Source organism: Pseudoneobacillus rhizolycopersici (assembly GCF_054786815.1).
Genome location: NZ_JBTOOE010000015.1, coordinates 1 through 14,865, shown reverse-complemented (window position 1 = coordinate 14,865; position 14,865 = coordinate 1). Strand labels below are relative to the sequence as shown.

The window sequence follows — 14,865 nt, the reverse complement described above, 5'->3', positions numbered from 1 at the left end:
CAGTGTTCATTTCTTTCAAGGAAATGGGTACTGCGTTTTTTATTTAAGCAAATTAATGGGAGATGGCCATGAAAAGGTTTAAAATTAAGACAGATCATGTCAGTTTAGGAAATGAGGTAAGGAGAGAAATGCCAATCAAAGCCATCTTTTTAGATTTTTACGGAACAGTTGTACATGAAAATGAGGAATCATTGCTGGAAATTTGTCATAGAATCAAACAAAATTCTGATACCAAAGCATCTGTAGGTGAAATCGGCTATTATTGGACGAAGGAATTTAATCAATTGCTTACATTTAGCCAAGGTGAAAACTTTTTATCACAAAGGCAAGTCAGTACCGATTCCTTAAAAAATACATTGGAGAAGTTTAATTCGAAGGCAAACGAAGAAGAATTACTTCAATTAATGTTTCACCATTGGAAAAGCCCAACCATTTTTACCGATGCAGTAGCGTTTTTTGAAAATAATCATTTGCCTGTTTATATACTTTCCAATGTAGACCACTTAGATATAACCGAAGCGATTAATCTCTTGCATTTAAAAGTAGATGGCGTCATCACAAGTGAACATGTCAAAGTCTATAAACCTCATCAAGATATGTATCACTATGCCCTTGAGATGAGTGGTTTATCAGCTGATGAAGTTCTCCATGTTGGCGACTCTTTAACAAGCGACGTCTTTGGAGCCAACCGAGTTGGTATCAAGAGTGTTTGGCTCAACCGGAGCCGTAAACCATTGTCTGGTGATACGCAACCAGATTTTATCGTCGAACATCTAAATGAAATTTTGATGTTGCCCGTTTTAATAAACTAAAAAGGAGGAATCCACATGACAACATACACTTCTAGAGTTGAGGTCCCAATCACGGAAAAATGGAACCTAGAGGATTTATATTCTGATGTGCACAAGTGGGAAGCGGATTTACAAAAAGTTGAGGAAATGGCTAAAAAACTGAAAGAATTCGACGGAGCCATTCAAGATGGAAAGAGCCTTTTTCAATTCTTAAAACTACAGGAGGAATTATCCTATACTTTTAACCATGTGTTTGCTTATTGCATGCTTAAGGTGGATGAGGACACCCGAGACACAACCTCTCAGTCATTGCTTGACCGGGCGAGAGCTCTCAGTGTCAAGGTAAGTGCGGCAACCTCTTTCTTTATGCCATTTTTATTAAGCTTAGAGGAGGAGACACTTAAAGGCTACATAGCTGCGGATAAAGGCCTTGATTACTTTGCCGATGATCTTTGGGAATCGTTCCGTTATAAAGTGCATGTTCTGAGTAAAGAGCAAGAAGAGATTCTTTCCCAGCTAGGAGAGGCACTTGCAGTTCCTAGCAATACTTACGGGATGATTAACAATGCAGATATTCAATTTGGCGAGGTAACAAATGAAGACGGTGAAAAAATCGAACTCACCAGAGGGCTGTATTCAAAATTAATCGAGGACGAAGATCGCGAAAAGCGCCGTGAAGCCTACAAAGCATACTACAAACCATATCTTGCAGCTAAAAATACCATTGCTTCGACTCTTGCTGGGGCAATTAAGAATAATGTCACCATTGCTAAAATTCGCCATTATCCTTCTGCTTTAGAGAAGGCACTCTTTGGTGATAAGGTTCCAAAAGAAGTCTATGAAAACCTAATCACTGCAACGAAAGCTAATATTGCCCCAATGCATCGTTATTCGCAAATTCGCAAGGAAAAGTTGGGACTTGATGAATTAAGACAATATGATCTAAGTACCCCACTCGTCAAAGGAGTCAAAAGAGTCATCTCGTACGACGATGCTTATGAAACGATGCGAAAAGCACTCGCCCCGTTAGGTGAAAATTACCTTGCCATTTTAAAGGAGTTTAAGGAAAATCGCTATATCGATGTTCGTGAAACTCCTGGAAAACGCTCTGGGGCCTATAATCTAGGTGTATATGGGGTGCATCCGTACATTTTATTGAATCATCAGGATGACTTAGATAGTTTATTTACGTTAGCACATGAATGTGGTCACGGGGTCCACAGCAAACTGAGTGCGATGCATCAACCACAAATCACTGCACGATACACGATTTTCGTGGCCGAAGTCGCTTCTACAGTTAACGAAGTTTTACTTATTAATTATTTATTAAAAACAGAAACTAACACAGACATTCGCAAATCTTTATTAAACCATTTTATCGATCAGTTTAAAGGAACCTTCTTTACGCAAGTCATGTTTGCTGAGTTTGAAAAGAGAACTCATGAAATGGCTGAACAAGGTTTACCTTTAAATGTGGATGCATTTAATAAAACATACGAGGCATTATTCCGTGAGTACAACGGCGATGAAGTTGTTTTTGATGAAGAAGTGAAATTCGGCTGGTCAAGAATTCCTCACTTCTATCGTCCGTTCTACGTATATAAATATGCAACTGGCTTTGCCTCAGCGATTCACTTAGCTACGAAAATTTTCGAAGGCGATCAAGAAACGTTGAAAAACTACTTAGAGTTCTTAAAAAGCGGCAGCTCAGACTATCCGCTTGAATTATTGAAGAAAACGGGTGTTGATTTGACCACACCTGAGCCCATTGAAAATGCTCTAAAGCGTTTTGCGGAGCTGGTAGAGGATTTTTCAAAGTTATAAGAATAACATCCTGGGAGAAAGTTCTTTTCCCGGGATTTTTTTGTTGATTTAGTTTTATTCATCGTTATTTGGTTGCCAAGCGAGGTCCTTGTCGACCGATTTTTGGGAAAAGCAGATTAAGCGGTCGCCAAGAGAGGTTCTTGACGCCCGATTTTTGGGAAGAGCAAAGAAAGTGGACGCCAAGAGAGGTTCTTGACGCCCGATTTTTGGGAAGAGCAAAGAAAGTGGTAGCCAAGAGAGGTTCTTGACGCCCGATTTTAGGGAAGAGTATGGAAAGTGGTCGCCAAGAGGAGTTCTTGACGCCCGATTTTCGGGAAGAGCACGGAAAGAGGTAGCCAAGAGAGGTTCTTGACGCCCGATTTTCGGGAAGAGCAAAGAAAGTGGTAGCCAAGAGAGGTTTTTGACGCCCGATTTTCGGGAAGAGCAAAGAAAGTGGTCCACCAGGTTTTGCTTATTGCTAAATTTTCACAAAAAAATAATCGAAAAAAATTTGATGAAATTTTTTAGATAAAACGGGGATTCTAACCAATAACATGACATTTATCATACCCTGGTCATGACACTTGCTACTACAAAGGGAAAAACCCTTCCTCTATACTTAAATTAACAAGTTAAAGAAAGGGGAATATATCAAAAATGACCCTAGAACAAACGAAGAAAAACTTAAAAAAACAAGTTACCCCTTATGAAAAATCAACAGTTAAAGAAAGTACAATTCAATTATTGAACACGTTGGTTCCATTTTTGGGACTATGGGTTCTTGCTCATCTAAGTCTCTCTGTATCCTATTGGTTGGCATTAGTACCAATCATTTTGGCAGCGGGCTTTTTGGTGCGAATCTTCATTATTTTTCACGATTGCACTCACCATTCCTTTTTTAAAAGCCGCAAGGCAAATCGAATTGTTGGAACGATTACAGGGGTAATTACGTTGTTCCCATTTGATCAATGGGGGCACGACCATGCAGTTCATCATGCGACAAGTGGAAATCTCGACAAACGTGGAGTCGGCGATATTTGGACGATGACAGTAGATGAATATGTAGCCGCTTCCTGGAAAATGCGTTTAGCCTATCGCTTATATCGCAATCCGTTTGTGATGTTTGGATTAGGCCCGATTTATCAATTCTTAATAATGAACAGATTTAACCGCAAGGCAGCCAAAAAGAAGGAACGGATGAATCTGTATTTAACAAATGTATTAATTGTAGTGTTATATGCAGCAGTCATTTCCGTCATCGGTTGGCAGTCTTTTCTAATCGTTCAAGGATCAATCTTTATGATATCGGGTTCGGCAGGCATTTGGTTATTTTATGTCCAACATAACTTTGAGGATTCCTATTTTGAACCGGATAAAGATTGGGAGTACGTATTGGCCGCAGTTGAAGGAAGTTCGTTTTATAAGCTCCCTAAAATTATGCAATGGCTAACTGGTAACATTGGCTTCCACCATGTCCACCATTTAAGCCCAAGGGTACCAAACTATCGTTTAGAGGAAGCACATAATAATACGGAACCTTTAAAAAACGTACCGACCGTTACACTGGCAACAAGCCTTCAGTCTCTTAAATTCCGCTTATGGGATGAGAAAAGGAAAAATTTTGTCAGCTTCAAAGAAATCAAGCATTTGTTGAATAAGAACAGCGCACTCCAAGTAGAAACGGAACGTTAAAAAAAACTCCCCAGGCTGGGGAGTTTTTTTTATTGGCTTTTTATTCCATATAGGATGCAGGCTACTCCACCAAATATCCAAAGCATTTTCACTAATGAAACCTTTTCAGCCATTCCGAAAAGGCCAATCGTAGTAGTCGCAATAAGGACGAGCGGACCAACAAAAGCAAGAGAAGTATTTAAGATAAGCGCTTTTTCAATCGTGCTCGATTTTAAAATAAAAAATGCCATAATCACCTCAATGCTGCCAGAAAGAATGCGCAATAATGCCATCCCAACAATCGCCTTTTCTAAGAAAATAAACATGCCGTCCCTCCTCGAAAATTTCCTAGTAAATATATATATGCTTAATCCTAAGCAAGAAGGACAAACATTGATAAATTCGTAAGCTATAATAAATGAAAAAGGAGGTTAACAGCTTGTTAGGTGCACTATTACACGGTCTTGTTTTAGCTTTTGGATTAATTCTCCCTCTTGGGGCTCAAAATGTGTTTGTTTTTAATCAAGGAGCATCGCAATCAAGGTTTATTAGGGTACTGCCTGTTGTTGTAACAGCATCCCTCTGCGACACAATGCTCATTTTATTAGCGGTTGTTGGGGTTTCCGTGATTGTCTTTACGATTCCATTATTACAAACACTTCTTTTTTCGATTGGATTTTGCTTTTTGTTGTATATGGGCTGGTCTATTTGGAAAAGTACAGCGGTAGGGGCTAACAATCGGAACGAGGCAATGCCACCCAAAAAACAAATGATGTTTGCTCTATCGGTTTCACTATTAAATCCTCATGCCATCCTCGATACAATCGGTGTAATCGGCACAAGCTCACTTAGCTACACAGGTTCTGAAAAAGTGGCATTTACCGCGGCTTGCATCGGGATTTCTTGGCTTTGGTTTTTCGGGCTTGCCGTCACCGGAAGGTCAGTCGGTCAATTTGATTCTAGTGGGAAAGTGATCTCATTAATTAATAAAATTTCGGCCATTTTGATTTGGGGAGTGGCGTTATTTATCGGCATTCAGCTTATCAAACTTTTTTAGGCAATTTGTTTTTTTAGAATGAAAGTAATACATTATGATTAGAAATATAGAGGAGAGTAAGCAAACATGAATCCAGTCATTGAAACGATATTAAATCACCGCTCTATCCGAAGATTCGAGGAGCGTTCATTGTCACAAGAACAAATTGAAATCATTGTTGCCTCCGCACAAGCTGCATCAACCTCGAGCTTTATTCAAGCCTATTCCATCATTGGGGTAAAAGATGTGGAAAAGAAGAGGCAACTTGCCGAATTAGCTGGAAATCAAGCTTATGTGGAATCGAATGGACACTTGTTTATTTTTTGCGCAGATCTCCATAGACATGAGGTTATTGCAGAAATCGAGCAGCAAGATCTCTCGGTTTCCCTTCAAAGTACGGAAAAATTTATGGTTAGTCTCATCGATGCATCTCTGGCTGCCCAAAATGCCGTCATCGCTGCGGAATCAATGGGATTAGGGGCTTGTTATATAGGAGGAATCCGCAATAACCTACCGGAGGTTTGCGACATATTAAAAGTGCCAAACCGCGTTATTCCTCTTTTTGCAGTAGTTGTTGGATATCCAGCACAACATCCGGACAAAAAGCCAAGACTTCCGTTGCAACATATTTATCATGAGGATACTTATCAACAGGATTCCACATACTATAAACAGCAGCTTGAGGAATACAATCGAGTTATTTCAGCATATTATAATGATCGCACCGGAGGAAAAAGAACAGACACATGGACGAAACAAATGGCTAAAATGCTCGTCCAGCCCAAAAGGATGTATATGAAGGAATTCATTGAGAAGAAAGGGTTTGACCTCAAATAGTGTCAATAAAGTGCCAAGCAAACTTTCTTTCGGCTTGGTACTTTATTAATAAATATCTTGCAACATTATTTTTTTCTGTTATAATAATTTGGTGTCGGAAGGTTTTTAATATGGCGGTCGTGGTGAAGTGGTTAACACGCCAGATTGTGGCTCTGGTATTCGGGGGTTCGATTCCCCTCGATCGCCCCATTTTACGCGGGTGTAGTTTAGTGGTAAAACCTCAGCCTTCCAAGCTGATGTTGTGGGTTCGATTCCCATCACCCGCTCCATACATAAAAACAGAACGCAATGCTATCATCATGTAGCATTGCGTTTTTTTAATGTAAGACCCCAAATCGGTCTTGGGAGAGGCTAAGACTTCGCCGGACCAACCGCCTCCAGTAACTAAAACGAAGGTGGTGGGATGGAATTCTTTTTTCAATTTCTACTAGAAGTTGCTTTGCAAATAAAGGATGAACAGTCCGTGGAATCAAAGAATGCCATCCATGGTCATCTAAAACTTCCAGTACCTCTTCAAGGCCTCTTTTATATACTTGAATGTCTGAAACCATTTCGGTTTGCGATTTATCCCATTTTAATAAAAAGCTCCAATCATGACCAAGGTTTATGCCGTATAAAGTAATCGAACCCTGGTTAGAGCCGAGACTTAAAATAATTTCCGGTTTCACCGCGATTCCTCCATTCTTGTCCATTCTCTATTATTCTATTTGTAAGTTAGAAAAATATATCAAAAAAATAGGCCCCATTAGGGACCTAATCTTAGCCTTGAATTTTTGCCCAAGTTACCTTAAAGGCATTTCGCCAAACAGTGGGAATTACAATAACTAACAATAGGATATATCCATGTACTCCATATGGAATAAGCGTACAAACATAATGCAGCCCAACAAAGATTGGCAGTATCAATAACAGCAAAATCGCTTTCGTCGATTCACTATGTTGCTCATCAAACGACTCGGAAAAGGGGAGTGCTCTTCGGGTTAGTAAAAAACAAATCACCGCATAAAGAATTGCTTGTAAATATACCACTAATAAATCTCCCCAAATTCTCATCCCGAAAATACCGATAAAAATAAAACTTAAAACAAGATAAATTGGTAGATACAGTTTGAGCAAAAATGCTTTCATCGTACCGCTGAACATCGGGTAAAGTCCCTTGATTGGCGCAGCCTTATATACCCATGCCCCTTTATATTTGCCAGAGTACTTCAGAAACATGACGACAGTCGGAATCAACAGCGAGCTGAAATAAATATTCAAATACGATTTACTAGCTGCCACCTCAGCGAATGTTCGGAAACTAAAACTATTCGCAAGCAATATAAATGGAAGAACTAACGCAAATCCTAGGCTTGGATAAACCTTTAATTTGAAATCTCGTTCATTTTTCATCATTAAACTGGCAAAACGGAAACTTGCCATTTCTGCTTTAGAAGAGCAAATGCGAGCAAGTAGCCATTCCCGCCAAGATGAGCGCTTTTTGGCTTTTCCTTTCCCATATTGAGCCAGCTTCTGCAGGTTTTTTTCAAATGTAGGTAACAACCGTAAATAGACGACAAATGATATGATGGGAACGACCAAGCCGCAACCGGCAAGCAGAATATAAAAACCGTTAAAATGGCCGGACATGACCATATCGACTAATGCCCCATACCACATCGGTAAGAGAAATAAATGCCACCATTTCGGATCCAAGGTAATATTCAAATCAACAATTTCAAATGACCTTGCCAGTAGCTGATAACCAATCATCATCCCGAGTGAAAGACCAATTTGGACATAATTAATAAGATCCTTTAGTTTCTCACCATCAAAAAATTTCAGGATAAACATGTAAAGCAAGGTGGTCAGTACCAGAATTAAAAAAATAATCAATATCACGGCAATTAACATCATTAGAAAAAAGATAATCCCATTTTTAAATAACCCAATCACAAGAGGAATACCAATAATTGACCCTGTTAGAAAAAATAAATAAATGGTAATGTGAATGATTTTAGCCACGCTAAGCGTTTTTTTGTCGATTGGTTTCGGATAAAGAATTTGTCGGTCGCGAATATCAAGCAATACCGATGAAAAATCGGAAATCATGGAGGTCATCACCATAAACATCAATATTCCAAACACGATGCTCATTTGGAAGAAATACTGATCCCCAAAAATGAGAAAAGGGATTGTAAACAAACCGAGTAATATGTATATCCATAGCGATTTTATGTAACTGTTTTCATCCTTCTGTTTCTTTTTAGCCGATTGATTGAAAATGGTTGGAACACGGCGACGATCCATCAAGAGTTTCACTTGTAATATTTTTCGCATCGACTGATAATCAATACCAAAACCGCGGAAAGCACCTTCAAACCTGTCTAGTAATTTGAGAGTCTTGAAATCTTGCATCATGACATCTCCTCTACAACCGATACAAACTGTTTGCCAATTTCAACATGCTCACTAAATCCGGTTAATTGATTAAATATTTCCTCTAAGGAACCTTCATTATTTTGTTGCTTTAATTCGGCAAACGTGCCATCGGCAGCAATTTTCCCATCGTGAAGTAAAATAATCCGACTGCTGATTTTTTCAACAACGTCCATAATGTGAGAGGAATAGAATATCGTTTTTCCTTGTGAGGCCAACTGGGCAAGGATTTCTTTAAAAATCATCACACTATTAGCATCTAGCCCATTAATCGGCTCATCAAAAAATAGCAGTTCCGGGTTATGCAGCAAGCTGGAGATAATTAAGAGCTTTTGGCGCATTCCTTTTGAGTAAGACGCAATCCGTGTATGATACACTTCGCCAACACCAAACAGCTCCATTAATCTCCTAGCCTTGGAATCGACTAAATCAAAGTCAAGGCCATACAATTCACCGATAAACGTTAAATATTCATGGGCCGTAAGATTATCGTAAACTTCTGCAATTTCCGGCACATAGCCAATTTTTCGTTTGTAACTAATATCGCCATTCGTAATATCCTGTCCGAAGATTTTTACTTCTCCAGTGAAATTTTCTTCAATCCCAAGCATAATTTTAACGGTCGTACTTTTTCCGGCACCATTTGGCCCGATATAGCCAATAATTTGCCCGCGATTGACTTGAAAGCTAACTCCCTTTAAGACGGCCTTCGTCCCATAGTTCTTTTGCAAATCTTTAATCGCTAACACTTCTTCCCCAATCATTCATTTCTCCTCAATTCTGTCTGCTTTTTACCATTTTACCATTTATTTTCTAATATTTATAAAAATAGATTGCAAAACAGACCGATTTGCGATTGTAATAGAGGTATAGTGATTTAGAAGGGGTTAACCCAGTTAGATTTTTATGTATTAAAGCTAAAGTACCAAGGAGGAAACTACCCATGGAAGAAACAGTGAAAAAAGCTATTCAAGATAATTATCCCGACGATTTTGCCCATTGTTATGGCTGTGGTAGGCTAAATGAGGAAGGACATCATTTCCGTACAGGGTGGCAGGGGGAGCAAACTATAACTATTTTCACACCGGAGCAAAAGCACACAGCTATCCCTGGGTTTGTCTACGGTGGGGTGATCGCTTCGTTTATTGACTGCCACGGAACGGGGTCGGCAGCACTTGCACTGCACCGTAAGAATGGTCATGAGCCGGGAGACGAGGAAGCGCCACCAAGATTTGTCACGGCTTCACTTAAGGTCGACTTCTTAAATCCAACTCCACAAGGGGTTCCATTAAAGGCAATAGGCACAATCCAGGAAATCCATCCGAAAAAGTGGAAAATTGATACGGAGGTTTTTGCCGGAGAAACGCTCTGTGCCCGTGGCGAAGTCGTTGCAGTCGTCATGCCAAGTACATTTTTGCAAAAATAAAAACAGGCACCCAGTTCGCTGGTGCCTATAAATTTATTAAGCTTTTTGTAGGTTGACCCGCAAATGTAATTTCTTAAAACGAATTGCATGATTATTAAAATGAAAAACTTCTAAGTTTGTTGAATTTTTTACATAAAGCGGATGGCGTGGATGTCCTTCCGTTGTTTGACCAAGGCAAAACAAGCGATAGCCTTTTAACATTTCCTCTAGTTCTACATAATCCTGATGGTGGACAGTGACATTTGTGCCCCATGCTACAACGATAATCGTCGCATTCTCTAAAGCGGCCAATATGAACTCCCAATTGTTTTTTCCGGTTGCCACGTCTTTGTTTAATTTTTTTAGTTCCTGAAAATCAGTTGAGCGATAGGCAAATACGTTTACGATTTCAAGTGATCCACAATTCCAACTCTTGGCGAATGTTATGCATTTTCTTGTCGTCGGGTCATCTTCCTTATCGTCTGCAGTACTTGGATTTAACATCATGAAAACAGCTTTTCTAGGATTTCTTAGGTCCCATTCCCTTTTCAATGAATAACGATATTTTCCTTCCATTACGGCAGATTTTCTCAACAGAGTTCCCCCTTCTAGGTTTCGTCTCCTTCCTATATTTATGAGGCAGGCAAGTGAAATAACACTATAGAATCAACGGACTTGCCCACTTTGCCCATGAATAAAAACTAGTACTATGGAATGATCAAGTGTTCTTTATTTGGAAAACTTTATCCAATAAAGAAGGAATACAATCCTAAAATAGCGAATAAATAATAATCAGTGATAGATAAGAAGGGAGATTTTTGTTTTGGTTCACGGAGATGAGAAAAAGTTGGTATGGGCGGCATGGGCAGTTATTATTGGTATTTTTGGACCCTTTTTTTCCTTTTTTGGTCCTAATCTAATTCAGGAGATTTTCTTGAGAAATGGCCGAACCCTATACATTTATACACCAACAATAGCAAACATAGTGTTTTTTGTGGCTGTTGTGTTTTTAGTTATTTTTTGTGTTTTAAGGTATTTTGGAAAGAGGCTAATGATTTGGTCAGTGGCTTCTTTATTAGTTGGAGTTGCCCTTATTTTTATTAGTAGTAACCATTATATGATTATCACAAAAGATAATTTCGGGGAAAAGCCACTTTTGAAATTGGACAAAATCTCATACAAATGGGAGGATGTTGAAAAAAGTCGGATGGTGATAACGAATATCCAAGAAGGAGTCGGAAACTTGGTTCTGACTTTTAATGATGGCTATGTCATGGAATTTGAACGAAATAAATATATGCTAGAAAACTTAAAAATGATAGAAAGATTATTCCGCGAAAATAATATTGATTATAAACTTGATATAAAGGTTGATCAGGAAACAGCCTCGAATTAAACACTGGTGCCAAAGTTCTATTTGGCACCTTCCGTTTCTTCATAATCTATTGATTTCCTCTTTCATTCCTACTAGCACGAATGCCTTCCAAAGGAAAAAGAACTTGTTTGATAAAGTGAAAGGGTTGGTCCTGACAAGGTAAAATCAAGCAAAATTCTATTAAGGAGTTACAAGTCTATGAAACCATTAAATTGGGACACACCCGAAGCTTTGAGAGATTTGTTATGTGAGATAGTCAGTTGGAAAAGCATAACCCTTACCGAAGGAGAACGTCAATTTCCGGGCAAGATTCAAGCAATACTTATGGATTTGTCTTATTTTAAGGAAAATCCGCAACACCTTAACCTTCACGAATCCGATTTGGGTCGCAGGTTTTTAACTGCTCTTTATCATCATTCAAATGCCAAAAAAACAATTGTTTTAATCAGCCATTTTGATGTCGTAAATACGGAGGAATATGGGAATCTGGAAGAATATGCTTTTCAACCTGAGGCATTGACGAAGCTGCTTTATGAAAAAAGGGCCGAATTACCTGATGATGCCCGTCTAGACCTGGAGTCAGGTGAATACTTGTTCGGTCGTGGGACAATGGATATGAAAATGGGGCTCGTGATGCATATGGCTCTAATTGAAAAAGCTTCAGTGGAGCGTTGGCCTATTAATTTACTTTTACTGACTGTTCCCGATGAAGAAGTTAATTCAGCAGGAATGCGAGCAGCTGTGAACAAACTTCTGGAAATGAAGGAAGAGAATAACCTAGAATATACTCTTTTTTTGAACGGAGAACCGGTCTTTGCTCAACAGCCCGGAGATGAGCAGTATTATGTTTATTCAGGGTCAATTGGAAAAATTATGCCTTCTGCCCTTTTTTATGGAAAGGAAACGCATGTTGGTGAACCTATGAGCGGGATGACCGCTCCATTTATTGCCTCATTTTTGACTCAGAGAATGGAATGGAATCGGAGCTTTCAAGAAATTGATTTAGGTGAATCGACTCCACTTCCGGTTACCCTTCAGCTGAAGGATTTAAAAATGGATTATTCTGTCCAAACACCATATCGGGCAGCTGCCCTATATAATGTATTTTTAATGAAACAAAATGCCGCCGATGTGATGGAAATTTTTGAAAAAATAGCCTCAGAGGCCGTTTCGGATTGCAATAGGGTATACTTAGAAATGTGTAGTGAACAAAACGTAAATCCAGTCGGCAAAGTTGATGTCATTCGCTATAAAAAATTGGTAGAGTATGCGGTGAGGAAATTTGGCGTTGATTTCGTTGATGCCATTAAAGAAGCGATTGTAGCAAATAGTGACTGGGATGATCGTGAAAAGTCAATTCGCATTGCTGATACGCTAATGATTCAATGTCAGGAACTTGCGCCTGCTGTAGTGCTGCTTTATGCACCACCGTATTATCCAGCTGTAAACTCATCCAACAACGAATTAGTGATAAGGTGTATTGATTTTGTTAAAAGTAAAGCACTTAAAAAGTTTGATTTGTCAGTCAAGCAAGTTCATTATTTCAATGGAATTAGTGACTTAAGCTACGTCAACTATATTGATGAGCAAGCAGGTTGGACAACCTTCCAATCCAATACACCTGTTTGGGGAGAGAGCTATAACATACCGTTTGATGAAATGAGGAAGTTGACGGCTCCTGTATTAAACGTTGGCCCTTTTGGGAAGGACGCACACAAACGAACCGAACGCCTTCATATGAGAAGTGCTTTTGAAATCGTTCCTGAGCTTGTCGAAGAAATGATCAAAATGATAATCAATGAATAAAAACTTTGGTGCTAGACATAGCCTATGTCTAGTGCTTTTTTTGTTAGGAAAGATGTGATTGACATGAAACCAAAAGGTTTTATATAATATGAAATGTGGTAGATGTAACACCATTTGGTTTCATATATTTTTGGAATGAGGTAGAATAATGGGAACAAATCAACAAACATTAGAGGATATAAATCAAAGAGTAGTCATCAATGCCCCAATCCAAAAGGTTTGGGAAAGAATCTCAACAGCTGAAGGAATCAGTTCCTGGTTTATGCCAAATGATTTTCGTGCGGAGGTGGGCCATGAGTTCCACTTGCAATCCCCCTTTGGACCCTCGCCTTGTAAAGTTACCGAGATAGACGAGCCCAATAAAATTTCCTTCACATGGGACGTTGAAGGATGGTATGTATCATTTTTATTAAAAGATTTAGGTGGGGACAAGACCGAGTTTACCTTGATTCATGGTGGCTGGAAGCAACCGGATGAAGTGATCAAAAAAGCGAACGAAAAAAGCTCGATTATCCGCGAGCATATGTCAGGCGGATGGGCTGGCCTTGTGCAAAAGCTTCGTAATATTGTGGAGGGCTAAGTGGCTGCTTCAGCTGTTAAGCACGATGTTTTTCAAGCTATCGCTGATCCGACCCGTCGGGAGGTCATTCGGCTCCTATCAGAAGAAGAAATGCCGATTTCAGCAATCACCTCTCACTTTCCAATGAGTCGTACAGCCATCGCCAAGCATTTGCAAATTCTATCCCAAGCAGAAATTGTTTGTGGGAGAAAAGTCGGTCGCGAAAAACGCTATCGTCTCCAACCAGAGTCCCTGCTCGAACTAAAACACTGGCTATCCTACTACGAACAATTCTGGAACAACAAACTAACCAAACTAAAATATGTCATAGAAAACGAAGAAACACTTTAACACATTAAAGCGTGTGGGGACAGTCCCCACACGCTTTAATGTGTTAAAGTGTTTGTTGTTTATTATTTTTTTTGGCTGAATTCGTGGACCCATACTCTCATTTGAGGAAGCCATGGCATTCCTGGGTGGTAGGAGAGGATGGATTGTTTGTATTCTTCGACGGTTTCAAATCCTTCTTGTTTAGCGTGTTCGTCAGTTAATTCGCCTAGAGACTGGGAATATACTTTTTCGATGACAAAGTCATTTCCTTGAAGAGTCATAATTTCACCGACATCTGCATATCTTCCGTTTCGGCGAGTGGCAGTTTTTTTTCCTGCGAGGACTAGCTCGATATCAGAAGGCATGGTAATTAAACGTTCGATTGAACATGTTTTTGGTGGTAATGCTGCAGTATTATCATGCTGGTTTGTCATATGAATTGGTACCTCCTATGTATTAAGTTATACCTATAAACAATACCACAAAATTGTTTTGAAAGAAAATCTTGGGTTGGTGAAGAAAAAAACATTTGGAAAGTGAATCGTAAAAAGCACTCTTTTGAGTGCTTTTTCAGAAAGGTATAGAAGACATAACAATTTTAGCAGCAGCAACAGCAGCCAGTACTTCTTTTACCTGTGCTTCTACCGGTTCTACAAGTTCTGCTGGTTCTACAAGTTCTGCTGGTTCTACAAGTTCTGCTGGTTCTACAAGTTCTGCTAGTTCTACAAGTTCTACAAGTTCTGCTGGTTCTACAAGTTCTGCTGGTTCTACGAGTTCTACCGGACCGAGTTCTACCGGACCGAGTTCTACCGGACCGAGTTCTACCGGACCGAG

The 14,865-nt window shown here is 39.4% G+C and carries 17 protein-coding genes and 2 tRNA genes; 12 read left to right on the top strand and 7 right to left on the bottom strand.

Annotated features, from left to right (window positions below; translation table 11 throughout):
- Positions 1-68 precede the first annotated feature (68 nt).
- The 3 genes from ACX9YW_RS15010 (at position 69) to desA (ending at position 4,286) form a co-directional block, all read left to right on the top strand.
- Complete coding sequence (locus ACX9YW_RS15010; RefSeq protein ID WP_460347798.1) at positions 69-812, top strand: HAD family hydrolase; 744 nt, start codon at positions 69-71, stop codon at positions 810-812.
- 15 nt (positions 813-827) lie between these two features.
- Positions 828-2,615, top strand: a complete 1,788-nt coding sequence (gene pepF, locus ACX9YW_RS15005) for an oligoendopeptidase F (protein ID WP_460347796.1) — start codon at positions 828-830, stop codon at positions 2,613-2,615.
- A 636-nt stretch (positions 2,616-3,251) separates the two neighbouring features.
- The gene (gene desA / locus ACX9YW_RS15000; protein ID WP_460347794.1) at positions 3,252-4,286 is read left to right on the top strand and encodes a Delta(5) desaturase DesA; all 1,035 of its coding nucleotides are present in this window, start codon (positions 3,252-3,254) and stop codon (positions 4,284-4,286) included.
- Between the two features lie 29 nt (positions 4,287-4,315).
- Here desA and ACX9YW_RS14995 read toward each other — a convergent pair whose 3' ends face one another.
- Complete coding sequence (locus ACX9YW_RS14995; protein WP_460347792.1) at positions 4,316-4,591, bottom strand: YqhV family protein; 276 nt, start codon at positions 4,589-4,591, stop codon at positions 4,316-4,318.
- Positions 4,592-4,704: 113 nt separating this feature from the next.
- Here ACX9YW_RS14995 and ACX9YW_RS14990 point away from each other — a divergent pair, with 113 nt between their 5' ends.
- The 4 genes from ACX9YW_RS14990 (at position 4,705) to ACX9YW_RS14975 (ending at position 6,407) form a co-directional block, all read left to right on the top strand.
- The gene (locus tag ACX9YW_RS14990; RefSeq protein WP_460347790.1) at positions 4,705-5,322 is read left to right on the top strand and encodes a LysE/ArgO family amino acid transporter; all 618 of its coding nucleotides are present in this window, start codon (positions 4,705-4,707) and stop codon (positions 5,320-5,322) included.
- 66 nt (positions 5,323-5,388) lie between these two features.
- The gene (gene nfsA / locus ACX9YW_RS14985) at positions 5,389-6,138 is read left to right on the top strand and encodes an oxygen-insensitive NADPH nitroreductase (protein ID WP_460347788.1); all 750 of its coding nucleotides are present in this window, start codon (positions 5,389-5,391) and stop codon (positions 6,136-6,138) included.
- A 113-nt stretch (positions 6,139-6,251) separates the two neighbouring features.
- Positions 6,252-6,327: transfer RNA gene (locus ACX9YW_RS14980), tRNA-His, on the top strand.
- Positions 6,328-6,333: 6 nt separating this feature from the next.
- Positions 6,334-6,407: transfer RNA gene (locus tag ACX9YW_RS14975), tRNA-Gly, on the top strand.
- Positions 6,408-6,455: 48 nt separating this feature from the next.
- Here the strand turns inward: ACX9YW_RS14975 and ACX9YW_RS14970 are convergent.
- The 3 genes from ACX9YW_RS14970 to ACX9YW_RS14960 all read right to left on the bottom strand — a co-directional run bounded on the left by ACX9YW_RS14970 (position 6,456) and on the right by ACX9YW_RS14960 (position 9,320).
- Positions 6,456-6,806, bottom strand: a complete 351-nt coding sequence (locus ACX9YW_RS14970) for a hypothetical protein (RefSeq protein ID WP_460347786.1) — start codon at positions 6,804-6,806, stop codon at positions 6,456-6,458.
- Positions 6,807-6,897: 91 nt separating this feature from the next.
- Positions 6,898-8,538: a hypothetical protein gene (locus tag ACX9YW_RS14965; protein WP_460347784.1), complete on the bottom strand. Its 1,641-nt coding sequence runs from the start codon at positions 8,536-8,538 to the stop codon at positions 6,898-6,900.
- On the bottom strand, positions 8,535-9,320 hold the full coding sequence (locus ACX9YW_RS14960; RefSeq protein ID WP_460347782.1) for an ABC transporter ATP-binding protein: 786 nt from the start codon (positions 9,318-9,320) through the stop codon (positions 8,535-8,537). The genes ACX9YW_RS14965 and ACX9YW_RS14960 overlap by 4 nt, the downstream gene beginning before the upstream one ends.
- 179 nt (positions 9,321-9,499) lie before the next feature.
- Between ACX9YW_RS14960 and ACX9YW_RS14955 the strand changes: the two genes are divergently transcribed.
- Positions 9,500-9,982: a PaaI family thioesterase gene (locus ACX9YW_RS14955; protein WP_460347780.1), complete on the top strand. Its 483-nt coding sequence runs from the start codon at positions 9,500-9,502 to the stop codon at positions 9,980-9,982.
- A gap of 36 nt (positions 9,983-10,018) precedes the next feature.
- Here the strand turns inward: ACX9YW_RS14955 and ACX9YW_RS14950 are convergent, their stop codons facing one another.
- On the bottom strand, positions 10,019-10,555 hold the full coding sequence (locus ACX9YW_RS14950; protein WP_460347778.1) for a DUF1643 domain-containing protein: 537 nt from the start codon (positions 10,553-10,555) through the stop codon (positions 10,019-10,021).
- A 457-nt stretch (positions 10,556-11,012) separates the two neighbouring features.
- On the opposite strand from ACX9YW_RS14950, the gene ACX9YW_RS14945 reads away from it, so the two are divergent.
- The 4 genes from ACX9YW_RS14945 (at position 11,013) to ACX9YW_RS14930 (ending at position 14,052) form a co-directional block, all read left to right on the top strand.
- Complete coding sequence (locus ACX9YW_RS14945; RefSeq protein WP_460347776.1) at positions 11,013-11,357, top strand: hypothetical protein; 345 nt, start codon at positions 11,013-11,015, stop codon at positions 11,355-11,357.
- 177 nt (positions 11,358-11,534) lie between these two features.
- A complete protein-coding gene (locus ACX9YW_RS14940) occupies positions 11,535-13,142 on the top strand; it encodes a M20/M25/M40 family metallo-hydrolase (RefSeq protein WP_460347774.1) in 1,608 nt (535 codons plus the stop codon).
- A gap of 148 nt (positions 13,143-13,290) precedes the next feature.
- Entirely contained in the window at positions 13,291-13,722 is a 432-nt protein-coding gene (locus tag ACX9YW_RS14935; protein ID WP_460347772.1) for an SRPBCC family protein, read from the top strand.
- The gene (locus ACX9YW_RS14930) at positions 13,723-14,052 is read left to right on the top strand and encodes an ArsR/SmtB family transcription factor (RefSeq protein WP_460347770.1); all 330 of its coding nucleotides are present in this window, start codon (positions 13,723-13,725) and stop codon (positions 14,050-14,052) included.
- Positions 14,053-14,114: 62 nt separating this feature from the next.
- On the opposite strand, the gene ACX9YW_RS14925 is transcribed toward ACX9YW_RS14930, so the two are convergent.
- Together ACX9YW_RS14925 and ACX9YW_RS14920 are read right to left on the bottom strand one after the other, a co-directional pair.
- Complete coding sequence (locus tag ACX9YW_RS14925; RefSeq protein ID WP_460347768.1) at positions 14,115-14,465, bottom strand: ASCH domain-containing protein; 351 nt, start codon at positions 14,463-14,465, stop codon at positions 14,115-14,117.
- A gap of 136 nt (positions 14,466-14,601) precedes the next feature.
- A partial coding sequence (locus ACX9YW_RS14920) for a hypothetical protein (RefSeq protein WP_460347766.1) occupies positions 14,602-14,865 on the bottom strand: 264 nt, incomplete at its 5' end.